Origin of the sequence: Nocardia sp. NPDC049707, assembly GCF_040674855.1 — a bacterium.
Taxonomy (GTDB): Bacteria; Actinomycetota; Actinomycetes; order Mycobacteriales; family Mycobacteriaceae; genus Nocardia.
Genome location: NZ_JBFANN010000002.1, coordinates 92,366 through 115,312 on the forward strand (window position 1 = coordinate 92,366; position 22,947 = coordinate 115,312).

20 protein-coding genes and 1 pseudogene are annotated in these 22,947 nt (G+C 66.1%); 8 read left to right on the plus strand and 13 right to left on the minus strand.

Translation table 11 applies throughout. The features are described from left to right. Nucleotides 1–51 precede the first annotated feature (51 nt). The 6 genes from AB0J29_RS02905 to AB0J29_RS02930 form a co-directional block, all read right to left on the minus strand. Entirely contained in the window at nucleotides 52–819 is a 768-nt protein-coding gene (locus AB0J29_RS02905) for a hypothetical protein (protein ID WP_364778195.1), read from the minus strand. Between the two features lie 283 nt (nucleotides 820–1,102). After that, nucleotides 1,103–2,491, minus strand: coding sequence for a three-helix bundle dimerization domain-containing protein (locus AB0J29_RS02910; RefSeq protein WP_364778198.1), 1,389 nt, complete (start codon nucleotides 2,489–2,491; stop codon nucleotides 1,103–1,105). A gap of 468 nt (nucleotides 2,492–2,959) precedes the next feature. Further along, nucleotides 2,960–3,556 carry a DUF308 domain-containing protein gene (locus AB0J29_RS02915; RefSeq protein ID WP_364778201.1) on the minus strand — a complete coding sequence of 199 codons (597 nt, stop codon included), beginning with the start codon at nucleotides 3,554–3,556 and terminating at the stop codon, nucleotides 2,960–2,962. A 737-nt stretch (nucleotides 3,557–4,293) separates the two neighbouring features. Further along, nucleotides 4,294–4,992, minus strand: coding sequence for a 1,4-alpha-glucan branching protein (locus AB0J29_RS02920; protein ID WP_364778204.1), 699 nt, complete (start codon nucleotides 4,990–4,992; stop codon nucleotides 4,294–4,296). A 94-nt stretch (nucleotides 4,993–5,086) separates the two neighbouring features. Further along, nucleotides 5,087–5,743, minus strand: a complete 657-nt coding sequence (locus AB0J29_RS02925; protein ID WP_364778207.1) for a hypothetical protein — start codon at nucleotides 5,741–5,743, stop codon at nucleotides 5,087–5,089. A gap of 418 nt (nucleotides 5,744–6,161) precedes the next feature. After that, nucleotides 6,162–6,599: a MarR family transcriptional regulator gene (locus AB0J29_RS02930; protein ID WP_364778210.1), complete on the minus strand. Its 438-nt coding sequence runs from the start codon at nucleotides 6,597–6,599 to the stop codon at nucleotides 6,162–6,164. A 183-nt stretch (nucleotides 6,600–6,782) separates the two neighbouring features. On the opposite strand from AB0J29_RS02930, the gene AB0J29_RS02935 reads away from it, so the two are divergent. After that, nucleotides 6,783–8,015: an epoxide hydrolase family protein gene (locus tag AB0J29_RS02935; RefSeq protein WP_364778213.1), complete on the plus strand. Its 1,233-nt coding sequence runs from the start codon at nucleotides 6,783–6,785 to the stop codon at nucleotides 8,013–8,015. Between the two features lie 368 nt (nucleotides 8,016–8,383). Here AB0J29_RS02935 and AB0J29_RS02940 read toward each other — a convergent pair whose 3' ends face one another. Both AB0J29_RS02940 and AB0J29_RS02945 read right to left on the minus strand, forming a co-directional pair. Further along, nucleotides 8,384–8,920 carry an SDR family oxidoreductase gene (locus AB0J29_RS02940; protein ID WP_364778216.1) on the minus strand — a complete coding sequence of 179 codons (537 nt, stop codon included), beginning with the start codon at nucleotides 8,918–8,920 and terminating at the stop codon, nucleotides 8,384–8,386. Nucleotides 8,921–8,954: 34 nt separating this feature from the next. Next, a pseudogene (locus tag AB0J29_RS02945) lies at nucleotides 8,955–9,167 on the minus strand (SDR family NAD(P)-dependent oxidoreductase); the annotation flags it as partial. A gap of 110 nt (nucleotides 9,168–9,277) precedes the next feature. On the opposite strand from AB0J29_RS02945, the gene AB0J29_RS02950 reads away from it, so the two are divergent. After that, nucleotides 9,278–9,889: a TetR/AcrR family transcriptional regulator gene (locus AB0J29_RS02950; RefSeq protein ID WP_364778933.1), complete on the plus strand. Its 612-nt coding sequence runs from the start codon at nucleotides 9,278–9,280 to the stop codon at nucleotides 9,887–9,889. Between the two features lie 113 nt (nucleotides 9,890–10,002). Here the strand turns inward: AB0J29_RS02950 and AB0J29_RS02955 are convergent, their stop codons facing one another. Beyond that, nucleotides 10,003–11,055, minus strand: a complete 1,053-nt coding sequence (locus AB0J29_RS02955; RefSeq protein WP_364778219.1) for a fused (3R)-hydroxyacyl-ACP dehydratase subunits HadA/HadB — start codon at nucleotides 11,053–11,055, stop codon at nucleotides 10,003–10,005. A gap of 460 nt (nucleotides 11,056–11,515) precedes the next feature. On the opposite strand from AB0J29_RS02955, the gene AB0J29_RS02960 reads away from it, so the two are divergent. Next, a complete protein-coding gene (locus AB0J29_RS02960; protein ID WP_364778222.1) occupies nucleotides 11,516–12,082 on the plus strand; it encodes a dihydrofolate reductase family protein in 567 nt (188 codons plus the stop codon). Between the two features lie 365 nt (nucleotides 12,083–12,447). Here AB0J29_RS02960 and AB0J29_RS02965 read toward each other — a convergent pair whose 3' ends face one another. The 4 genes from AB0J29_RS02965 to AB0J29_RS02980 all read right to left on the minus strand — a co-directional run bounded on the left by AB0J29_RS02965 (nucleotide 12,448) and on the right by AB0J29_RS02980 (nucleotide 16,503). After that, nucleotides 12,448–13,383 (minus strand): hypothetical protein, encoded by a 936-nt coding sequence (locus AB0J29_RS02965; RefSeq protein WP_364778936.1) that lies wholly within the window; start codon nucleotides 13,381–13,383, stop codon nucleotides 12,448–12,450. A 550-nt stretch (nucleotides 13,384–13,933) separates the two neighbouring features. Beyond that, on the minus strand, nucleotides 13,934–14,551 hold the full coding sequence (locus AB0J29_RS02970; RefSeq protein ID WP_364778225.1) for a hypothetical protein: 618 nt from the start codon (nucleotides 14,549–14,551) through the stop codon (nucleotides 13,934–13,936). A gap of 251 nt (nucleotides 14,552–14,802) precedes the next feature. After that, nucleotides 14,803–15,714: an MBL fold metallo-hydrolase gene (locus tag AB0J29_RS02975; protein WP_364778228.1), complete on the minus strand. Its 912-nt coding sequence runs from the start codon at nucleotides 15,712–15,714 to the stop codon at nucleotides 14,803–14,805. A gap of 3 nt (nucleotides 15,715–15,717) precedes the next feature. Further along, complete coding sequence (locus AB0J29_RS02980; protein ID WP_364778231.1) at nucleotides 15,718–16,503, minus strand: carboxymuconolactone decarboxylase; 786 nt, start codon at nucleotides 16,501–16,503, stop codon at nucleotides 15,718–15,720. A 37-nt stretch (nucleotides 16,504–16,540) separates the two neighbouring features. On the opposite strand from AB0J29_RS02980, the gene AB0J29_RS02985 reads away from it, so the two are divergent. From AB0J29_RS02985 to AB0J29_RS03005, 5 genes are all read left to right on the plus strand, one after another. Further along, nucleotides 16,541–17,227 carry a carboxylesterase family protein gene (locus AB0J29_RS02985; protein WP_364778234.1) on the plus strand — a complete coding sequence of 229 codons (687 nt, stop codon included), beginning with the start codon at nucleotides 16,541–16,543 and terminating at the stop codon, nucleotides 17,225–17,227. A gap of 276 nt (nucleotides 17,228–17,503) precedes the next feature. Next, a complete protein-coding gene (locus tag AB0J29_RS02990) occupies nucleotides 17,504–18,406 on the plus strand; it encodes a hypothetical protein (RefSeq protein ID WP_364778237.1) in 903 nt (300 codons plus the stop codon). 9 nt (nucleotides 18,407–18,415) lie between these two features. After that, complete coding sequence (locus AB0J29_RS02995; RefSeq protein ID WP_364778240.1) at nucleotides 18,416–18,547, plus strand: hypothetical protein; 132 nt, start codon at nucleotides 18,416–18,418, stop codon at nucleotides 18,545–18,547. Nucleotides 18,548–19,120: 573 nt separating this feature from the next. After that, nucleotides 19,121–21,199, plus strand: a complete 2,079-nt coding sequence (locus AB0J29_RS03000) for a hydantoinase/oxoprolinase family protein (protein ID WP_364778243.1) — start codon at nucleotides 19,121–19,123, stop codon at nucleotides 21,197–21,199. Beyond that, complete coding sequence (locus AB0J29_RS03005) at nucleotides 21,196–22,911, plus strand: hydantoinase B/oxoprolinase family protein (protein ID WP_364778245.1); 1,716 nt, start codon at nucleotides 21,196–21,198, stop codon at nucleotides 22,909–22,911. The genes AB0J29_RS03000 and AB0J29_RS03005 overlap by 4 nt, the downstream gene beginning before the upstream one ends. Nucleotides 22,912–22,947: the final 36 nt, after the last annotated feature.

A 22,947-nucleotide genomic window follows, 5' to 3' on the forward strand; every position in this document is an offset into this window, starting at 1 on the left:
GATACTCGCCCATCGCGTCCGCCCCGAACAGCTAATTCCGGCGCATTGACATCACAACAGGTCGGCGACCTCCAAATAGAGCTGTCGCTCCACGGCGATGTCGACGAGGAAGCTCTGGTGCCCGCCAATGGCGTCGGTCGCATGGAATGCCGCCACGGCGATCTCGCCGACCCGCAATCGCTGGCCGGTGAAATCGCGCTGTCCGAGGATGATCGGTTGTGCCTGATCGAATACCAATTCGGTGACATCGTCGGGCAGTGGGGTGCCGAGCATGTCGGTGACGGTGCCGGGGATGAGCCGGGCCGAGACGATCTGATCGAAACTGGGCCGCCGCGCGATCCGGTGCGCCATATACATTTTGCCTGCCCGGCCGAAGCACAGATGGGTCAGCAGTTCCGCGGCGCGCAGGGGATGTGGATCGAGCTGTGCGAAGGATATGACGTTACGCACCGTGGCCACGACGTCGCGTGCGATCACGATGCCACCGCGATCCAGGTGGCCGCGAATCAGATTGCCCCGGAATGTGGTTCGCGGATGGTCCGTGCTCGGATCCAGGTCGCCGAGCGAGAGGTCCGCCGGTTCGAAGGCATGGCCGCCGCGGAATCCGGTGCGCCGGTCGGCGCCGAGGGCCCGACTACCGCGCTCATCCAACTCGATATCGAGCAGCACCTGAAAGTCATACGGCGAGAAGAACATCGGCCGATGCGAAAAGTAACAGTCGGTGCCGGTCCCGAAGACCACCATCCCGTGCGTGCCGACTGTTGGTGACGACCGATATGGACCCGCATATCTGGCAGTCCTGGTGAACATCCCGCTCATGAGGACGCTCCTTTCTTCATCCCCTCCCCCAGCCTGGCCCGAGTGCGCCACACTGCCACGAGTGTGCGGCTACTCGAATCCCCCGCCCCGCGCTACTCGACCAGACCCGATATGTCGGCTTTTGTATTCCACGATCCTCCGATCGCGCCGCCTCGGCAATCGGTCATGACCTGGACATATGGGTCGCCGGTCAATGCCCTGACGAAAGGCGCCACAAAGCCGTCTCGGCCGCCGAACCCCCTGTATGCGGCCGCGTGACGGGTTTGTGGCGCCGGAAGCGACGTCAGTTGTAGGACTTGGTGGCGATGTCGATGAGGTGTTCGAGAGTGTCGATGGTGGGGGTGTCGATCACGTCGACCACGTCACCGGCCACCGGTACGTGGTTATCGGCGGTGACCTTGGCGAATTGGCTGGGGTCGCTGGTGCGGAATCCGTGTTCGGCGGCGAGGCGCTGCAGGTCGGGGTCGGTGGTCAGCAGGCGGCCGATGCGATCGCCGGGTGCAGTGAGGGGCACGAGAGTGTGCTGGGAGACGACGGTCGGGGACGGGTAGGTCAAGACCATGCCGGGTTTGATCTGGCCGCGGATGGCCGCCTCGACGAACTGTGCCTCGTAGATCCAGACCATGGGCGTCGGGCCCATCCCTGCCGCAAGGTATTCGCGGAACGGGCCGTCGGTGGAGTTCTCGGTGTAGCCCTGGCGCACGAACAGCCGCGACACCGTGGGCAGCACGGCCTGCTCGGCGGCCGGGCCCTGCACGATGGTGTTGTCGTTGGCGACGTGGCTCGCGATGGCCAGGTACATGGCGGCGGAGTTGGAGGTCCGCGGGTCGGTCGTGGAGACCAGAATGTTTTTGTGCACCGGGTAGGCGGTGTTGTCGCGGAGTTTGTCCCACTCGACATCGCTGCGCACGAGTTCCAGGTAGCGGGCCATATCGAAGGTCGGGACCGGACCGGGACGCAGCACGCCCGCCGCCGTCAGCAGGTCGGCGATGGGCTGGAAGGTGGCAATGGCCATGGGTGAGGAGAACGGGGTGTACTTCGTGCTGATATTGCGCGCCCGCTGAATCCGTTCCGCCGCAGGCGCACTCGACGGAAACGCGAAGTCGTACTTCCCGAGATCGGTGGACGTCGCGATCTGCCGCGATCCGGCCGGATCGACCTGTGCCTCGACCCCCTTGCGGGCCAGGGCTTCCACGACGCGCGGATCTTCGAAGAAGGCCATCTTCTCCGAACCGACGACACCGTGCACCGTGGTCAGCGCTGCCGGCGCGCTGGTCGGAGCGGACTGGTCGGGCTGTCGCACCGCGAAGGCGACCACCAGAGCGAGGACGACGACCAGGGCCGCTGCCGCGAGTGCCATGAGTCGCTTATCGGCGACGAACTTGCCGCCGACCGCGACGATTCGACCCATCCCCGGCGACGGATCGGGATGTGGATTCGAGTTCGGCTGCGCGGCAATGGTTTCCGACTCGGCATCGGTTGTCGATGCCGCCAGTTCCCTGAGTACGATCCGCTCGATCAGAATCGGGACGAATTCCCGCACCGGATGGCCTTCGAACCGCTGCCGCGCCGCGCCTACCACGCTCTCGACCTCATCGGCCGGGTAGTCGTCGACCAGGCGGTCGGTCAACCGCTGAATCGCCTGCTCTTCGCGGACAGTAACGACACCCACCACAGTCTCCTCGGCGTCACATCGATCTCCGGTCGCGACAGCACTATGCCCCTGCCCGCGCCGCCGAACCCTACCGAAATTTTCGCTCACCACTACATCCGCGAAACCCCCCATCGTTGGCGAGCGAACCTCATTTCGACTGTGCCGCTGGATATCTGCCGCTGACCACCAAACGCCGCCTACGCCCAGGTCAGCGCAGCAAACGCCAGTCCGACCGCCATCTCGTCGATGGTCCGCCCTACCCCTGAACCACCGCCGATCCCGCCCCAACTAACGCCGAATGTTCAACGCGCCATTCACCTTTCGCCACCCAACGTTGTCCTCGAGTTTCCAACCCCCGAGCACTGCCGCAATCCGTAGTCGGAGAAGTCGAGCCGGGAGCGAGCAGGCCCGTGGTCGCGACCGTGCTATCCGGGCATCGGGGCGCCCGCGCCGCCTGGGATAGCGCCGGAGTCGACTGTGCGCCAATCAGTTCGGCACCACCGGCAGGGGCGTAGTGTCCGCGACCGGGTCGACCTCGCTGCGGCCACGCGCAACGGTGAGAATCTCGAGCATGCCGATCACGATCGCGCAGCCACCTGCCGCCATGCCGAGTACGTCCAGCGAATCGAACGGCAGGGCGATCATGATGAATCCCACCATCATGGTCAGCAGCCCGAATATCTCTTGCCAGCCACCTTCAGGCAACTTGTCGGCCCACACCGCCACGGTCGCCTGCGCGATCCCGCGCACGGCCCAGCCGAGGCCGATCCATACCGCGAGCAGCAGTATCGAATTCGCGCTGTGGAACGCCATCACTGCCGATGCCACCGAGGCGACGCCGCTGAAGAATACGAAGATCCGTAGCGACGCCCCGAACCGGGCACCCACCGCGATGATCAGCTGCATCGCTCCGCTCAGTAGTAGATAGAGGCCGAACAGTAGCTCCGCCATCCGCTCGGTCTTGTCCGGCCACACGGCTATCAGCACGCCGAGAACCACGGAGCCGATACCAGCGACCAGTACCGCCACCCGCGCCCCGTCGGCAAGCGAACCCCCACGACCCGCACTCTCGTTTTCGGGCATAGCTCAATAGTATGACCCGAGTATTCGGATAACCGAATATTTGCTTCGATGGTCTCGATATTTCAGCTCGACTGGGCGTGTCGCGGTGTGGCGCGCCGTGCGCCAGCGCCCCGATACCGCAGGCGAGCAATGCCCCGGCCATGAGTATCAACTGCATAGGTCGGGCAAGCAGGTTCCCGCGCAACGGGTGACGCATCAGCAGTCAGCCCACGACGATCATCACGAACCGCTGACAGAGCGCCTCGACCACCAGCCGCCACGCCCGGCGGTTCCGCTCGACCAGCCAACCGTCGATGCCGAGCAGGGGCACAGCCGAACCCGATGAGTGACATGCCGACCGCAAGTGCCGAAGTCCACCGTGGGCGCGTCGACGGTTTCGCCGCGGACATCGCACCACCGCATCGGCTTCTTCGCGCCAAATCTCCAGTTCCACAACCGATCCGGGTACCGCTACAGCGCGGATCGTATTGTCGGAGGGGAAGTCGAGGCGCCGCTCGATACCGGTATAGACCTGGAGTCGGTAGGTCGCCGACGCGTCATTCCCTCGTGGACAACGGCATCGGTTGACAACGAGCGGGATTCAGCGCATTGCCCTCGCGCCGGCACGCCGCCGGTCGCCCGCCGTCCGCGTCACGTCGACGACTCCGCGGACGGTGACCATGAGCGCGTGCAGCCCGAATCGAGGAGTAGCCGAGGACGTAAGGCCATCCCGGACCACCAGCGCTGCTCGGATGTGGTCAGTCGATCGCCAGGACCATGCCACGGACGGTGGAACCATTGGCGATGTGCCACGGGACGGTTACCTGAGCGGCATTCGTCGCACAGGAAGTCGGTGCAGCGGATTGGCTGTCTGCCGCCGAGTCGGCGAGTGTCGGATTGGAACTCGGTGCGTCAGGGCGCTGGTTGTCCGCGGCCGGTTCACCAGGTGCCGCAGTGGAGTTCGGGGCGGTTGCCGACTCGGGACGCAGGACCCGCTCGACCCGAACGCTTCGATCATCGCCAACGACGATATCGGTGTGGATCGGTGTATCCAGAGTCGAGCGGAATTCCGTTGCGGCGCAGGTGGGCTCGCCGATCGAGACGACGACGGAGGGATCCGGGGCATCGCTCGTGCTCTGCGCTTGCGGCTGCACCTGCCCGGCCAGCAGCGCGATGATCTGAGCGACCGCTACCGGATCCCGGGTCGCGTCGTAGATCCACCGTTGTCCGAGCACACCGTGGACGGTGGCGCCGACGAGAGCGCCCTCGGCACCGTCGAGTGGTGCGCCGCGGTAGGTCAGCGGCACGTGGTAGGTGATCGGTGCCGGTCCAGCGCTGTCGTTCACCAGCACGAATTCGATGCCGACCGCGCCCGCCGGATCGTCGAGCCGGAAGCCGCCGGCCTTGCTCAGCTCCGGGGCGCGCCCGCTGTCTCGATACCACGGCCGGGTCGGCAACTAGGCGGTGAGCAGCTCGAGTTTGCTGGGCGACATGGTCGTGTGATGAATAACAGCCATGAGGCACCGTACCTTTCGAGGAAGGGCGAGGGCTTCACGCTGCCTGGAGTTCGGGAGTGCGCGACGCGGCACGCCAGAGCTCGACCGCGATCCACACCGCGCCGACGGTCACCAGTGCGCCCCAGCCGATGCGCACCGCATGCGGCAGCCAGAAGTGCGGCAAGTACAGCACCATCGCGGCGGCCAGTGGAACCGCGCTCCAACGCTGCAACGTCCCCGACCGCCAGATGGCAACGGCAGCAAGGATCGCGGCGACGGCAATGAGGGCGAGGCCGATAGCGAAGACCGTCGCCGCGATCGGGCTCATCCGAAAATCCGCACCGATTTGCGTCAGGGAGGCGTCGCCATCGGCAACAGCTCGTGCGCCGATGGCCCTGAGCCCGTATACCTCCGCACCGTAATAGGAGATCGACAGTGCCGAGCCGATGTAGCCGACGGTGGCGGCGAGGTAAGCGTGCCGCTCGGTTCTGGTGTCCGCCAGGTGATTTCGCAGCGCGGTCCAACCGAGCGGAATGAGGATGAGGCCGATGATGGCGCCGATGTGACCCACCGCCCAACCGGTCGAGGCCCAGGACGCGGCGCCCTCGAGGGTGTCCTGGTCGGTGCGCGGGGCAACGGTTTCGTAGACGAGGAAGAGGATGCCGGCCAGAGCGAGACCCAAAGCGCCGATGCGCGTGCGTGATTCGTGCACAAGAACTCCTGTTTATCCGAATTCAAGCGAGAGCGATGCTCTCTCTCGAGATCGACGGTCTCATAGTTCGGCCACATATGCAAGAGCACCGCTCTCGCCCACCGGCCCCGACCAGATTTGTTGCAAACCGTCGAGCCGTTTTGCAACAACCGCTGAAACACAGTTCGCCCTGGACGCTTCGGACGGGTGACGGTGTCACCGCGGCCGACAAACGCGGGGTGACACCGCTGTTCTGGGAACACGTCCTGCCCTACGGCGAGGTGAAACTGAACATGACCAGCCGACTCACACTCAGCGGGTGACGGCGACGGCCGCTCCCCGCCGGGCGCGTCGCACGGCAGCCACGCTGCGCGGCTGCCGTTTCCTCGAAGATTCGATAAAGCCGATGAGCGAGCGGTAGGTCGCTAGATCTTGCGTGTCAGCGCTCTCGATCCAGCTGGGCGAGCCGGGTGAGGGCGGGTAGCGCGGCGGCGATTGCCTGACGGTGTGCGGGACTCAATTCGGAGACCATCGGAACCAGGTGCCGGACCCGGTCGTCGTGGCGGGTTTGCCGCACCCGCCGGCCTGCCTCGGTGAGGTGCACGATCACGGCCCGTCCATCTTCAGGGTCACGACGGCGCAGCACCAGCCCGTCGCGCTCCAAGCGCGCGACGAGTTGAGTGATGCCCGGCTGGGTCAGCTGCTCGGTCTCGGTCAGGTCGGTCAGCCGCGCCGAGCCCCGGTGAGCCAGGGTGTCGAGCACCGACAGTGTGGTGAACGGCAGCTTCTCCCGTACCGGGATGCGGATGTAGACGCGGTTGAAGTCCTCGATCACCGCGGCGAAGGCGTCCACGTCGAAATCATCGATGTCGTCCACACAGCAACTATATCCGAGACTTATATAAATTTCTTAAATAAGCTATTTATGTAAAGTTGGGCGTCAACGGCTTGGGGCCGGATGAGCGACAGAACCCACGATGCCCGACCGGCCCCCTTACGCCGCCCAACCGCCCGGCAGGCCGACAACACCGCTTCCCCCACCCAAGTAAGGAACCACGCCATGACCACCCCGCATGCTTTCCCCTTGGAGCCCACCCCGATCCATGTGTCCGATGAGGTCCTCGATGACCTGCGTGGCCGTCTCACACTGACCCGTCCGCCGCTGGACGAGGGGAATGAGGACTGGTCCTACGGCGTCCCGACCAGCTATCTCCATGAGCTGGTCGTCTACTGGTGCGACGGCTACGACTGGCGCAAGGCCGAGGCCGCCATCAACACCTACGAGCATTATCAGGTGAGCGTCGCTGGTGTTCCTGTGCACTTCATGCGCAAGCCCGGCCGCGGCCCCCGCCCGATCCCGTTGATCCTCACCCACGGCTGGCCGTGGACGTTCTGGCACTGGTCGAAGGTGATCGACCCACTCGCCGACCCGGCCGCGTTCGGCGGTGACCCCGCCGACGCGTTCGACGTCATCGTGCCGTCCCTACCCGGCTTCGGTTTCCCCGGCCCGCTCACCAGCTTTCCGGACGTCAATTTCTGGAAGGTCTCCGACCTCTGGCACACCCTGATGACCGAGACCTTGGAATACGAGAAGTACGCCGCCGGGGGCTGTGACATCGGCGGGATCGTCTCCAGCCAGCTCGGCCACAAGTACGCCGACGAGCTGTACGGCATCCACATCGGGTCCGGGCTGCCGCTCGACTTCTTCACCGGCCCCCGCGCCTGGGACCTCGCCCGCAATCGCCCCCTCACCGACGACCAGCCCGCCGACGTCCGCGCCCGCATCATCGAGCTGGACCACCGATCGGCGTCCCACCTCGCCGTGCACATGCTCGACGGCGCCACCCTGGCCCACGGGCTGAGCGACTCACCCGCCGGACTACTCGCCTGGCTGCTGGAGCGCTGGAAAGCCTGGAGCGACAACGGCGGTGACGTCGAGTCCGTCTTTACCAAGGACGACCTGCTCACCCACGCCACGATCTACTGGGTGAACAACTCCATCGCCACGTCGATGCGTTACTACGCCAACGCTAACCGCTACCCCTGGGCTCCCGCCCACGACCGCACCCCGGTCGTGCAGGCCCCGGTCGGCCTCACCTTCGTCACGTACGAGAACCCGCCCGGCATCCACACTGCCGACGAACGTGTCCGGGCGTTCAAGACCGGCCCGCAGGCCGGTTGGTTCAACCACGTCAATGTCAACGCCCACGACCACGGCGGCCACTTCATCCCCTGGGAGAACCCCGACGCCTGGGTGAGCGACCTGCGCCACACCTTCAAGGGACGGCGCTGACGCACAACAAAATCAGCGCCAGGCGAATACCGCTCATGCCGCATATCGCATGGTTAATAGCAGCACTGCCCGACGAGTTCGGTTACCACGGATAACACCCTGTTATCTGTCGCATCATGAGAACCGGCCTGCGGCGACACCGCTCCGGCGGCGCGCGAGGTGGACCCGTTATCTGTGGGAAGCCGGATCGAGGAGGCGGGCCGCTACTTCGAACCGTCACCGGCAGCCATGCGCGGAATCACCAGCCTCCTCGATCCGGGAACCAACCGCCGCTGACACGGGCACGGTCGTTCACGATCCTCAACGACCGCTGACCTGGTCGATCAGCCTCGTTTGCCGTTCCTGACACGATCCTTAACGGCACCCCGTCATGCCGTCTTGATCGCCCCGCCGTCGATGATGTGGTCGGCTCCAGTGATGCTCGCCGCGAGCGGGGAGGCAAGGTAGGCGATCAGTGCGGCGACCTCGGTCGGCTCCACAAGACGCCCCGTGGTCATGCCCATCGTCGCGGGCAGTCCGGCTACCAGCTGCTCCCGCGCCAGCCCGAGCGAGGCGGCGAGCTGGGCGCCGTAGCCGTCGGGCGATTCCCACATGGCCGTGCGCACCGGCCCGGGTGACACCGTGTTGACGCGAACGCCCTGAGGCCCGAACTCCTCCGCGAGGGCCTTCCCGAACGCCGTCAGGGCCGCCTTCGCCGTCGTGTACGGAACCGGGCCGGCGTGCGGGATCCGCGCTGCGTTCGAGGAGACGTTGACGACGGCGCCGCCGCGCCGCAGCAGACTCGGCAACGCGGCCCGAGTCGTGCGGACCGTCGCGAAGAGGTTCAGGCCGTAGATCTGCGCCCACTGCTCGTCGTCGAAGGACAGGAATCCGCCCGTCGCTTCGCCGTCCCCCCCCGCCCACATTGTTGACGAGCACGTCCAGCTCACCTAGCTCCGCCAGCGCCGCCTCGACCAGCCGCGCCGGTCCGTCGGCTGCTGCCAGGTCCACCGGGATCGCGATCGCCCCCAGGTCCGCTAGTTCTGACGTCACCGTCCGTGCGGCCGCGACCACGCGCATGCCCTCGCCCGTCAGCGCCGCGACGGTGGCGAGCCCGATCCCCCTGCTGGCCCCGGTCACCACGGCGGTTCGCCCACTCAGCTGCAGATCCATTCCATGCCTCCTCGTTGCATCATTGTCGACGCAACGAAGCTACAACTTGCAACATCAATGTTGCAAGTTATAACGATTCAGCTACCGTGTTGTAGTGTTTTTTGGTGACAATGCAGCACGAACACTTCCGCATCGGCGGCAAGCCGCTCCGCGCCGACGCGGAACGGACGGTGCACACAATCCTGGCGGCCGCTGAACGCGTGCTCTTGGGCGATCCCACGGCCACCATGGAACAGATCGCCGAGGCCGCCGGCGTCGCCCGCACCACCGTGCACCGGCGCTTCGCCACTCGCGAGGCGCTTATCGACGCCCTGACCCGACGGGCGACCGAGCAGTTCGCCGCCGCCGTCGACGGCGCGGTGTCCGAGACCGCGCCACCCCTGGTCGTTCTCTACCGAGTCACCGCGGATGTGCTCCGCGTCAAGATCGGCTGGGGCTTCGCTATGACCCGGGCCGCCGGTTCCGCGGATCCGGAGATCGCCCAGGTGCATGCCGATGTGCTGGAGAAGTGCGACCGGCTCTTCCGTCGCGCGCAGGCCACCGGACTCCTGCGGTCCGACATCGACGTCGAGTGGGCGCGACGCTGCTACTACGCGCTCATTCACGAGGTGACCCAGGGCGGAACCGCCGACGCAGACGTCGACGCCCTGACCACGCTGATCGTGGACACGCTACTGCGGGGATTCGGGGCCGATCCCGGGCGCGCCTCCGCCGGTCTCTGACCGGTCGGAACCAGCCCGGTTCCCGCCGACTCGCGCCGCCGAAGGCGATCCGGCTCACCCTCAGATGCGAACTCACGGGGGCTCGCGAACCCTTTGGTGCCGTTGTTTTCGGCCTATGCGATGCGAGCATCCGCGGTGGCGAGGCCGAAGATCTTGCGTGCTGCGGACTTGGCGACGACGACGATGACGGCGGTCCTGGTGTCGGGGTCTATCGACTTTATGCGCCCGGTGAACTCGACGCTTCCGGCGGAGGCAGCTTCCACGATCGTGTAGTTCGAGAGCCGGACCGCGTACCTGGTCATTGCGCCTGGGTCACCGAGCCACTCGGTGACAAAGCCGGCCCCCAGGCCCATCGTGAGCATGCCGTGCGCTATCACGTCGGGGAGGCCCGCGAGCGCGGCGATGTCGTCGTGCCAGTGGATCGGATTGGCGTCACCGGCGACGCCGGCGTAGTTCACCAGGTCGCCCCGGGTCAGCTGCGCGATCCGGGTGGGAAGCTCGTCACCGACCGTGATGTCCTCGAATCGGATTCGGGTGCGCGGGACTCGCGTCGGGGCGGTTGTGGACTGGTCAGGGCGGGTCTTCCGAGCCGGGTGCGCCGCAGTGCGCCTATCCGCCGCCGCGGCTGTGCGGCCAGCGGTCGCGGGTCGAGAGGGCACATCAATACCGTGCATGGCCACGCGCTCGATCGCGTCGCTGATGCCGGTATCGACGTCCGCGCCGGTGATGCCCATAACGGTCGTGTGCATGATCTGCACGACCTCACCCGTCTGGTCGGTGAAGGTGTTGGTGATGGTGAGCAGGTCCTTGCCCGCGATCCGGCGCGCCGAGGAGAGTTCGACATCGCTGACCAACCGGTCGCCGGTGAGCACCGGCTTGTACATTTCGAAGACCTGATCGGTCTGCACGAACATGTCGTAGCCGGTCATCACGGTCTCGAGTAGCCGGCGGTTGGCCAACATCGCGGTGGTCGAGAGGAACGTGGTCGGCGCGATCAGACCGGTGTACCCGAGCTCGTCGGCAGCGTCCTCGCTCCAGTGCGCGGGGTGGAAGTCCTGCACAGCTCGCGCATACTCGCGGATCTTCTCCCGACCCACCTCGTAATAGTCATCCGCGCGATAGTGATGTCCCACCTGCCCAGCCACATCGAATGTCGCTTCCACCAAACCGCTCCTCGCTTCAGATTCTTTACAGGCCTCGCAATCGGGTGTCCGCGGAACCCGACTCGCCGAATGGTCCTGGTGTGATGATCCTTTCACGCGGGGGCGACTCGGGAAGCTATCTGCTGTAGCGGTCGGCGGGTCGGGTTCGGGTGCTTCCGGCACCGGCGAGCGGTGTGCGATCGGCGGACGCGGTGCGGATCTGCCTCGCCACGATCACCGTGCCCAACACCTGCGCGACCTACTGACTCCTCGAGCTTCGTACGGTGCACGACGCTGGGGAGCGTCGGACCGGCGCCGTCGTATTCAACACGACCGAGGACATCACCCCAGTGATCCTCTATTACGGCACGGACAATCCCCCAGTAGCTACCTGGTCCCTGCGGTAGCAGTTGGTCGACGATGCCAGCAATTCCGAGCCAACCCGCTTCGATGAGTTTCCGGCGGCCGGGCCGTCTGTACTGCCATGGGAAAGTTGAGCTATGGCATGAACGTGTCGGTGGACGGCTACATCGCCGACGCGAATGGCGGCCTCGGCTGGAGCGCGCCGGACGACGAGCTGCACCAGTTCTGGAACGACCGGACCCGAGACATCGCGGTGTCGCTGTACGGGCGGAAGCTGTACGAGCTGATGTCGGCCCACTGGCCGACCGCCGGCCAGGCACCCGGTGTGCCCCCGATAGAGGCCGAGTACGCCCGGCTGTGGCTCGCGATGCCGAAGGTGGTGTTCTCGCAGACCCTGGAGTCGGTCGACTGGAACTCCAGGTTGGAGCGGGGTGACGTCGTCGAGGTCGCGCGGAGGCTCAAGGCCGAGACCGACGGCCTGCTGGAGGTGGGTGGTGCCACGCTCGCCGCGCCCCTGGTCAGGGCCGGCCTCGTGGACGAGTTCCAGGTGCTGGTCACGCCGTCCGCGATCGGCGGCGGCACGCCGTTCTTCCCGTCACTGGACAAGTGGCTGAAGCTGGAGCTGGTGGAGAACCGCACCTTCTCCTCAGGCGCGGTCCTCCTCCGCTACGAGCCCGTGCGCGGCTAGGAGACGCTGACGACCGGGGAGCCCGTTCCGGCGGTCTCCCTCGCCTCCTGAACGCGAGGACTGCTCGGCGAGATCGAAGGTGTCGACCTCGCACTCGGCTTCCTCCGATAGAAGCGGGAGTAAACCGAGCGACTTGCTCGAATCGCTCCGGTTGGCCCCACGATGCTCCCCCCGAGCCGCCGCCACCGAAACCGAAATAGGCACGGCCAGAAAGGCTTTCGCCAGAATTCGGGCAGTCGCAGAGCCGGGATCTCAGCACGTCGACTTCGAGACAGACCCTAGTGTTGCCGGCGCCGATCATCGACAGACAGAACATGATTCGTTAAACGCCGGCTTTCTCAGATCTGGACCCCAACCCCTGCGCACTAACCGGGGGCGCCCTCGGATACCGATCCGGCTCGGCTGGCGACCAAATGGTCGAGCTGGCGTTCGGCGCGTTCGGCGCGGGCCAAAGTTTGGGCGCGGGCTTCGTCGAGTGTGGCCAACCGTTCGGCGGCTTCACGCCGTACCTGCTCGAGTGCGGCCGTCGATTCGGCGCGCACCGCCGCGACCTCCGCACTCGCCGCGCGGCGCACCTCGACGAGTTCACCGCGCGTGCGATCCAGCTCCTCGCGCAATCGGTTCAATTCCTCGCGCAATCGGTTCAGTTCCGTGCGTGCCTCCGCGACGGCCTGATTGCGTTCGGCCACGGCCTGTTCGGCGCGTTCGATGGCCCGCTCGGCATCGGCGGCGCGCTGCACCGCTAGATCGCGTTCGGCACCGGCCGCGGTGATCTGCTGGGCGGACTCACGCCGGATCTGTTCGATTTCCGTCGCCGCCTTCCGGCGTGCCAGCTCCACATCCTCGGTGGCCTGCTGCCGCGCACGTTCGACATCGTCGGCGGCTTCGCGGCGGATGGTGCGTATCTCGGCATCGGCCTCGCTGCGCGCCGCGAAGACATCGTCGGCGGCCTGTTTGGTCACCCGCTCGACCTCACGCAGTGCATCCGATCGCGCCGTATCGGCCTCGGCGACCAGTGATTCCGCATGTTCGGCCGCGCTGGCCGCATCGTCGGCGGCCGATTCCGCGGCAGCGCGCGCCTCCTCAGCCTCGCGTCGCGCCTGGTCCGCGGCGACCGTCGCGACCTCCGCCTCCGCGATGCGTCGTGCCGCATCCGCCTGCACGGCCTGTACCTGCGCCTCGGCGATCGCCGGATCGGCCAGCGTGGACAGTTCGGCCACCGCCGCATTCAGCGTGTTTCCCAATTGATCGGCCAGTCCACGGAATTGCGTGAGCAGCTCATCTGCGCGCAACCGAGCCACCGTCGCCGGCCCCTGCTGCGTCACAGTGACGGCAGCAGCCGGTGGCTGCGACTCCTGTTGCTGCCGTTGCCGTTCCCGCCAAGCGCGCCATCGGGTGTGCTCCGGGTGATCACAGTATTCCGAGGGCCGCCCCGGCCCACCCCCGCGCGTAATCGGTCGAGCACATCCGGGGTAGTTGCAAACGTTGGACATCAGAGAATCGTAGCGTTGGTTTCGTCGAATCCAACGTATTAAGACGAAACGAAATGCGTGCCACCCCAAGACCATCCACTCGCCAACTCCATAAATCTAACCCCCGATAAGTGAACATTATCGGGGGTCAAGATTTCCTGAACCCTGGCGATCCGCCTGCTGTAGTTTCGTTTTCGTTTGGTTGGTGCATACGAAACGAATCAGTTACGAAACCTCATGAAAACTGGGTCCCCTCCGCACGTCGCAGCCGAGCGTCAGCTCTCATGCATCAGCCGAACTCCCATGCGATCTACCGGAAACGGGCATGCCGACTGCGCGAGCTGTCGAGGATGACCCACGTCGGCGGGTGCGGCAATGGTCAGTCCGGGATTCGAGTCGGCAGAGTCACACCCAGAGCGGCGATGGCGTCTTCGACCGTTCCGTCGTCGGGTGGGTCACCGTCAACGGTCCACTCGATGGTGATGTCGTAGCGGTTCGACCACTCGCGGGCGTAGTCGAGGACTCCGTTCACGACGTCTTGAAGGTCGGGGTTGCCGGAGTCGTCGATACCGACGCTTTCGCCGCGCAACTCGTATTCACAGGACCAGCAGATCCAGTCCAGGTCCCCATCATCGACGAAGCGGTTCAGCGAGGCGCTGATGAGGCGGGGGCGCTTCGCGGTGACTTGTGGCGGTGACGACTCGCGGCGATGGCGTAGCGCTGCGAAAAGAACGAGCGCGGCGACGACCACCAGCCACACCGTTACTCCCGGGACTGCGAGGACGACCGTTCCCCACAACATGATGAACGGCCCGTAATACGCCACGCGGGCCCAGTATTCGCAGGGACCCACATCTTCGGGGATGGTCGCGCATTCGGGGTGGCCGATCGCCGCGAAGGCCAGGGTCGCGAGCATCGAAATCGCAACGGCCACACCGAGTACGATCGCCAGGCTTCCGATGGCCAGGCTTATGTTGGGGCGGGAGAGGACTGCCATGCGGTCAGACCCTATTCGGTCAGCAGTGTGTCCAGGCGTACCAGCACATCGCGACGCAACTGCTCAGCCCAGTCGTCGCGGGAGACCATGCACCCAGTCCGGTTGAAGGGGGTCCGGTAGTAACCGCACAAAGACAACGAAGTTCGGTAGCCGGTGGTCAGTAGTGCCGGTCGGTTCCGGCGGGGACAGCGAGAAGCTCCGCATGACCACAAACCTCGCCGCCGGCGCCTAAGCACACACTGTTGTGGTTCTCAGCGGTCTGCACGGATCGAAAGGGTCAGGCCCTTGGTCGTGACGTTCGGCAGTTGGCTCATCTCCGCGAAGGCCCGTTGATCGTGGGCCGGCACGACAATCAGGTCGGGGATGCGCTGCATGATCGAAACCATGCGGAGGATGTTTTGCCGGTTGCCCTCGGCATCGAAGTCGCCCAGCCGCCTGATCGGCAGCGGACGCTCCACGCGGTGGGTGAGTCCCTCGCGCTGCCACACCAGATCTCCCACCAGGGCATAGCGCACCTGATTCGGCAGTGTCACGAAGACGATCACGCTGCCGGGCGTATGGCCGGGGGCTGGGACACAGACGATCGAGCCGTCACCGTACACATCGTGGTGCCGGGGAAAACCCAGGTACGGCCCGCCCGGGAAACTCAACTCCCGCCAGTTGAACGGGATTTCCTGGAAGAATCCGCGGAAATTGCCGAACATTTCTCGGCTGTAGAACGCGGCTCGGTCGCGTGGGGAGATCAAGACCGGCAGATCAGGGAAATCGGTGATGCCGCTCATATGATCCCAATGCGCGTGGGTCAGCAGAATCCCGGACAGCCGGCCGACGTCGTAGTCTGCCGCTTCCAGCTGATCGACAGCAGGCTTCCAGAGGTCATACTTGGTCATCTTCCGGAACAGTCGGGGCATCGTGGCCAACTGCTTCGCGATGTCGCGCCCGAAACCGGAGTCGACCAGAAGATCACCCTGCGGGTGCTGAATGAGCGCGGCGCCGATGTAGAACTCGCGCTTGTCGAAGATGGACCCGCCGGCGTACGCGTATGCGGCGGTTCGGTGATTTACCCCGGTCGGCACCGCGACGAGGTCCATCTCGGCCGGTGGATCGGCTCTCGGAATCGGGATCGATTCGGGCAACGGCAAGGGCATGGGGAGCTGCTTCATGACTTATTCCTCCTCCGTCAGGCCGGTCGCGTTCGACGGGACGTCGAAGGCGGCCAGGGTGAGCGAAACACTGGTGAACCAGCCCATCAGCACGGTGACATCGACGATGCCCGCCACGCCGATCGTGGCCACGGCCCGGTGGTACATGCCGACGGGAACCACGCGCGGCCGTACCAGGGTTGATGCGAGTTCGTACACGATCTGCTGGCGTGGGTCGTCGAACGAGGTCGGAAGTCCAGCGATGAGGGCCTCGACCTGCCGCGGCTCCAGGCCGCCCATTAGCACGCCGATCTTCTCGTGTTCGTAATTGGCGTAGGTGGAGAGCCAGCGGCCGTTGATGACGTTCGTGACGATCTCGATCTCCGCCTTCGACAGCGACGAATCCTTTTGGAAATACGCCCCGGTTGGCACGATTGCCTCGGCCAGTCTGGGGTTGGCCAGCCAGATCTTGTGCGGGCCGGGAATCATGCCGCGCAGTTGCCGCGTGTACTCGTACGCGTCGCGCATTTCCGGCGACATTTCGTTGGCCGGCGTTTCCCTGTAGCGGCCGAAGGTGCCGAAGTCGACTGGATCGGATGAGCTGTCGAACATGTCAATCTCCTTTCGACGGCTTACGTACTCGAGATTTTGTGTATCAAACAATTGAGACATGATGTCCAAAGCTGATGTGGAGGGAGCACCAATGCGACGGCGGGGTTTTCTGCGCGGTGTGGTCGGGGCTTTCGCCGGCGCAAGTGTCGGCGTGAGCGCCGGCTGCGGCCGGCGCGCCGGTGAGTCGATCGTCGCCACCCGGGCCGGCGTTGTTCGCGGGTGTGTCGTGGGTGGGGTGCACACTTTCAAGGGCGTTCCTTTCGCGGCGGCGCCGACGGGCGTCACCCGCTATCTCGCGCCCCGGCCGGTCGAGCCGTGGGCCGGCATTCGTGATGCGCTGACCATCGGCCCGACGCCGCCTCAGCCGGTCGTGGATCCGCCGATGGATGCCTTCTATCCCATCGTTCCCGGAGCCGACTATCTGAATCTGAACATTTGGTCGCGGGAGTTGGGGGCGGTGCGGCAGCCGGTGATGGTGTGGATCTACGGCGGCGGTTTCGACGGTGGTTCGAACGTGATCTACGACTGCAGCCGGTTCGCCCGCGACGGTGTCGTCTGTGTCGCCATCAACTACCGTCTCGGTGCCGAGGGGTTCCTGTGCCTGGAGGACGGCATCGCCAACGTTGGCCTGCTCGACCAGATTTCGGCGCTGGAATGGGTCCACGCCAATATCGCTGCATTCGGCGGCGACCCGGACAACATCACCGTGTTCGGGCAGTCCTCGGGGGCGGTGAGTATCGCCGCACTGATGTCGACGCCGTCGACGCGCGGGCTGTTGATCGGGTTCGTCAACGTCGCGTGGGATGGAGCTGACCACGCGTTTCTGCTGGATACCAAGGTCCGCCCGGAGCACCGGCATCGCGGCATCGCGGCATCGGCACCGAACTCGTCCACCACGCCAGTGATGCGGCGCGGGGTGTGAATGGCTGCACGTCGATTTCCGGCCCGAACTGGGAGCGTTCTACTTCGATGCCTGCGGGTTCACCCGCACCGATGCGGGGCTGCAGCATCTGCGGGACGTCGCCCCGTGATCGAACATTCTTCCGCGCAGACGCCGAACACACGCAATACGGCCATTCCCGCGCCATGCTCGACGCCCACACCGCACTCCAAGGCCCCGGAACCGGTTGGGACCTGCACGAATTCCGGCATTGGGCGTTGACCCACCTCGGCGAGCAGGGCGCGTCCGCTGCTGTTGATGGCGAAGTCCCGACACAAGAAGCCGGAGAACGTCCACTGCTACTTCACACCCTCCGACCAGGCGCTGGCCGAGGTCACCAACCGGCTGGCCCCGGCAATCGATCGCCAGCGCTGGAAGGTACGGCGGCGGGTGTATCGGCGCGTAGGCAGCGCAAGTCGGCGCGCGATGGCATGGTCTGGCGGCATGGCGATCGAAATGCACCACGATGACCGGCTGATGCGTCGCTACAAGGACGAGCCGCTGCCCGAACTGGACGAGACCACCGCATCAGTCTCGCCGCACCCATTGCTGCCGGTGTTCCTCGCCGCCGCCGATGGCGCTTTTCCCCCTGCGGATGGTCAGGTCATTTTCATGCCCGCCCCCCAGAAGGGCATGCACGCGGTCGTCTCGTTCACGGGCTACGCGATCTTTGCGACTTCCCGGCCGGTGACGGACTTCGCCGAGTTCCACCTCGACGGATTCGGAGCCGCGTTGCTGCCCAGCGTCCTGCAACGCCTCGCGGGGGCCACCGGCGAAATCGGTACCCTCGACGTCACCCTCGCCCACCGCGGCCAGGGCAACGGCAGGCTCCCGATCCGCGACGATCTCGACCACCATCCACGGGTCCTCCACGCTCGAAGTCTGCGCACCGGCGTCCGAGTTCACGGCGATGACCGAGGACTGGTCACCATCGCTTCCGGACTCGTTGGACGGACCGAGATCTCGGTGGAACTACACCATCCCGACCACGGCGACGGCACCGGACGCGCGCTCATCCACGAAGCACTCAAACTGGTCCCCGCCGGTGAAACCGTCTTCGCCGCTGTGTCGCCGGGCAATGCGCGTTCCCTGCGCGCGTTCCTCGCGTGCGGCTTCCGGCCGGTCAGCAGCGAAGTGATCATCGCCGGTTCAGATCGATAGGTTCGGGCTGTGGACCTGGTCGACGAACTGACCGGCCTCGCAGCCGATGCCGGCCTCGAACTCCAGAACTCGAGCCCGGTATCGGACGAACGCACCGCCCTGGAATTCCGAGTCAGACCACGGGCGGAAGGCATCCGCTGACGCAAGTAGCCGCGCAAAGTGTCGGCATTGCGCCTGGTGAGGTCGTCCTGTTGGGATCTACATCTCCGGCGCGCTGCCGCTGACGTCACGAGTCGCCCCTCGGGCGGAAGCAACATCGCGCCAGCTCGCTACCGCACTCAGCCGCGCATAGTGTGCGGCTGAGTGCGGTAGTTTCCGAGCGCCGGATTTCACGGCAGTGGGCAGCCCTGCCGCATTCCTTGCGTCAATATCGTTGCTGCACAAACAATTAGGCGCGCCTGCCGATTGGCGGGGATCGGGGGTGTACTTCGAGAACTGCGACATCGCCGAACCCACCGACAGCGCCGAGGTGATCAGCGGGGCAGCGACCACGCCCCCGATCCCGATCAAGCCGACCGGCTGCGGGAGCTTTCGTCTCGACTGACCGGACTCGATGCATTCGCGGGCCCGTGAATGTGCAGGTGGCGGCTGGTTGTGCGTAGCCACCACCGTTCTGCTGCATCACACTACTCCATAAAAAACATCAACAACTATTGCTGATATCTCAGTTAGCTTCTACTGTGATCTCAATTACTTGCAGTGAAGGAGATCTCAGTGGCATCCAGTCACGATCCTCGACCGGCCGGTTGGCGAGTCGGTGCCGATATCGGCGGCACATTCACCGACATCATCGCCCTGGGCCCGGCCGGAGAAGTCGTCCCGATGAAGATCCCGTCCACTCCGCCCGACTATGGTGCGGGCGTGGTGGCGGCGACCACCCAGGTGCTTTCCCTGGCAGGGGCCGAGCCGGAAGCCGTGACCGCGATGCTGCACGGCACGACCGTGGCCACCAATGCGATCCTGTCGATGACCGGCGTCCGCACGGCGGTGGTCACGACTCGCGGCTTCCGCGACGTGCTGGAGCTCGGACGGCTGCGGCGGCCGGTGCTCTACGACCTCTCGTGGACCAAGCCCGAGCCCCTCGCCCGGCGCCGGAATCGGTACGAACTCGACCAGCGGATCACCGCCGACGGGCGTCTCGAACCACCGGCCGGCGACGACGAGGTTCGTGCTGTGGCCGCGCGGCTGCGCGCGGACGGAATCGAAGCGGTGGCCGTGTGTCTGATCAACTCCTACGTCCGCCCCGACGAGGAGCGGCGAGTCGCCGAGCTGCTCCGAGCTGAGCTGCCGGATGTCTATGTCACGGCGTCGGTCGATGTTTCTCCGCAGCCACAGGAGTTCGAGCGCACGAGCACCGCGACGGTCAATGCCTATGTCGGTCCGGCGGTGCACGGTTACCTCACCCGTTTGGAAGCCGGGTTGCGGGCGGCGCGGGTGAGAGCCCCGCTGCTGGTCATGCAGTCCAGCGGAGGTCTGCTCGATGCGGCCTCCGTCGCGCAACGGCCGGTGCAGATCATCGAGTCCGGTCCGGCAGCCGGTGTCACCGCCGTGCAGAAGCTGGCACAGTTGATCGGTCTGTCCAGCGTGGTCGCGTTCGATATGGGCGGGACAACGGCGAAGGCGTCCCTGATCGAGCACGGCGAGCCGTTCGTCTCGGCCGACTACGAGGTCGGTGGCGGCATGAACGTCGCCCGTGGCCTCAGCTCCGGTGCCGGGTATCCGGTACGGGCACCATCGATCGACATCGCCGAGGTCGGCTCCGGGGGCGGCAGCATCATCTCCGTCGACGCGGCGGGCGCGCTCCATGTGGGGCCCGCCAGTGCCGGGGCGAGCCCCGGCCCCGCCTGCTACGGCTTCGGCGGTGAGCTGCCGACCCTGACCGACGCCAACGTGACGCTCGGATATCTGAGTCCACAGGCCATCGCCGGTGGCCGCGTACCGATTTACCCCGATCGGGCCGTGAAGGCACTGTCGCCGGTCGCCGAGCGACTCGGTGCCGATGTTCCGGCTACCGCGCGCGGAACATACCAGGTGGCGGTGTCGAACATGACGACCGCGGTCAAGGCGGTGACGAGCGAACGCGGCCGCGACCCACGCGAGGCCACGATGGTCGCCTTCGGCGGCGCGGGTCCGCTCTACGCTGCCGAGTTGGCTCGCGAGCTGGGTATCTCGACTGTCATCGTGCCCGTGCACCCGGGTCTGTTCAGCAGCCTGGGCCTGCTCGTCGCCGACACCGAACGCCACGAGCTCGCCCCGTACCGGCCCGAATTCGCCGAGGTGAGCGCGCTGGCCGCGGAGTTCGATCGGCTCGCCGCGACGGTGAGCACAGAGCTGGGGGCGGACGCGGTCGTGGATCGGCTGCTGGACATGCGCTACCGGGGCCAGCGATTCGAGCTGCGCATCCGGGTGCCCGATGGCGACTTCACCGAAGACCTGCTCGCCGAGGTGTGGGAGCGGTTCCATGCCGAGCACAAGCGCACCTACGGCCGGGCCGGCACGGACGAGCTCGTCGAACTGGTCAACCTTCGGGTACGTGGTCGACTGCCTACCCCCGTCTCGATCGCGAACGTGCTGGGCCTCCCCGTCGCCGCGGGCCGTGAGGCCACCATCCGGGAATGCCGGTTCGCCGAGACCGTGTCCACGCCCGTCGTGAGTCGGTTCGACCTCGGCACCGAGCCGGCCGACGGACCGATGGTCATCGAGGACATGGACGCCACCACCCTCGTCCCACCCGGCGCCCGAGTACACCGCGACCAGTTCAACAACATCGTCATCACCTGGAGTGCCGAATGATCCGCGATGCCGTGACCTTCGAGGTCTTCCGTAATGCCGTCACCGGGATCGCCGACGAGATGGCGATCACGATTGTGCGCACTGCGCACTCGGAGCTCGTCGCGTCCAGCATGGACTTCTCCGCCGCCTTGTGCGATGCCCACGGCAGGGTGATCGCCCAGGCCAACACCTTGCCGGTGCATCTGGGGTCTGTTCCGGACGCGATGGAGGAAATCCTCGCCGAGTTCGGCGACGGGATCCGGCCAGGAGACATCTACCTGCTCAACGACCCGTCCCGGGGCGGCATGCACCTGCCCGACATCTTCGCGGTCGCCCCGGTGTTCGCCGGAGAAACCCTGGTGGGATTCGCGGTCACGGTCGTCAACCACACCGATGTCGGCGGCTGGGCGGCCGGCTCCATGGCCGTGCAGTCGACGAGCATCTTCGCCGAAGGGGTGCAGATCCCGCCGTCGCGTCTGGCCGAGGCCGGGGTGATCAACGAGACGTTCCTACAGCTGATCCTGCGCAACGTCCGCGAACCCGAGCTGCTGCGCGGTGACCTGGAGTCCCAGCTGGCGGCCTGCCACACCGGGGCCGAGGGCCTGCGGGCCCTCGCGGCGCGACACGGCGTCGAACGACTCGCGTCGCTCAATGACGAGCTGCTCGACTACTCCGAAACCCTGCTACGCGCCGCGCTCGCCGAGGCGGTCCCCGGCACATACGAGTTCACCGACCACATCGACGACGACGGCCTCGGCTCCGGGCCGATCCCGATCCGGGTGCGGGTCACGCTGTCCGAGTCCGGAATCGAACTGGACTTCACCGGCTCGTCGCCGCAGGTCGACTCCGCGCTGAACGCCACGGCCTCGTTCACCCGCTCCGCCGCCTACGCGGCTCTGCAGGGTGTCCTCGCCTCGGACATCCCCGCCAACAGTGGGTTCTACCGTCCGTTCACCTTCGTCATCCCGGAGGCATCGATCCTCAACGGGCGGCGCCCCTCCGCGCGCGGCGCCCGTGGTCTCGTGGGCTTCCGGATCATCGATGCGGTGCTCGGGGCACTCGCCCCCGTGTTCCCCGATCGGGTGCCCGCCGCCGGAGAGGGCGGGCCGGACGGGATCGCGATCGGCGTCGTCGGAGCCGACGGGGAGTCCGTCGTGCTGTGGGATCCCCTGGCCGGAGCGTGGGGCGCCCGTCCCGACCGTGATGGCGTCGACGGGATCAGCTCACTGGGCGCCAATCTGACCAATACCCCGATCGAGGAGCTCGAACGTTCCGGTCACATCCGCATCGACGGTTACGGCTACCTCCCCGACAGCGGTGGGGCGGGCCGCTGGCGCGGTGGCCTGGCGACCTTCCGCGATATGACGCTGTTGTCGCCCCAAGCCAGCGTGCAGATCAGATCCGACCGGCGGAAGTTCCTGCCCTACGGTCTGGCCGGCGGTGCGCAAGGGACGCCCTCGCTCAATGTGCTGGACCCCGGTGGGCCCGGCGAACGCGTGCTGGAATCCAAACCACACTTCGCGATGACCGCCGGAACCCGCCACCGACATGTGACCGCGGGCGGGGGCGGGCACGGTAGCCCCTTCGAGCGTGCCCCTGAACTGGTCCGCGAAGACGTCCTCGACGGCAAGGTAAGCCGTGCGGGGGCCGAACGCGACTACGGTGTCGTGATCACCGAAGACGGTGTGATCGACGCGAGCGCCACCGCCGGGTTGCGCGGCCAGGCGCGCTGACGCCACAAAAATATCTATCCCTTTCAAGATTGGACA

What these genes read in the sequence shown, in the direction of transcription:
- AB0J29_RS02905 (WP_364778195.1), bottom strand. Translation starts at nt 819, where the DNA reads ATGAGCGGGATGTTCACCAGGACTGCCAGATATGCGGGTCCATATCGG.
- AB0J29_RS02915 (WP_364778201.1), bottom strand. Translation starts at nt 3,556, where the DNA reads ATGCCCGAAAACGAGAGTGCGGGTCGTGGGGGTTCGCTTGCCGACGGG.
- AB0J29_RS02935 (WP_364778213.1), top strand. Translation starts at nt 6,783, where the DNA reads ATGACCACCCCGCATGCTTTCCCCTTGGAGCCCACCCCGATCCATGTG.
- AB0J29_RS02940 (WP_364778216.1), bottom strand. Translation starts at nt 8,920, where the DNA reads ATGTGGGCGGGGGGGGACGGCGAAGCGACGGGCGGATTCCTGTCCTTC.
- AB0J29_RS02950 (WP_364778933.1), top strand. Translation starts at nt 9,278, where the DNA reads ATGCAGCACGAACACTTCCGCATCGGCGGCAAGCCGCTCCGCGCCGAC.
- AB0J29_RS02960 (WP_364778222.1), top strand. Translation starts at nt 11,516, where the DNA reads ATGGGAAAGTTGAGCTATGGCATGAACGTGTCGGTGGACGGCTACATC.
- AB0J29_RS02970 (WP_364778225.1), bottom strand. Translation starts at nt 14,551, where the DNA reads ATGGCAGTCCTCTCCCGCCCCAACATAAGCCTGGCCATCGGAAGCCTG.
- AB0J29_RS02975 (WP_364778228.1), bottom strand. Translation starts at nt 15,714, where the DNA reads ATGAAGCAGCTCCCCATGCCCTTGCCGTTGCCCGAATCGATCCCGATT.
- AB0J29_RS02990 (WP_364778237.1), top strand. Translation starts at nt 17,504, where the DNA reads ATGGCGAAGTCCCGACACAAGAAGCCGGAGAACGTCCACTGCTACTTC.
- AB0J29_RS03005 (WP_364778245.1), top strand. Translation starts at nt 21,196, where the DNA reads ATGATCCGCGATGCCGTGACCTTCGAGGTCTTCCGTAATGCCGTCACC.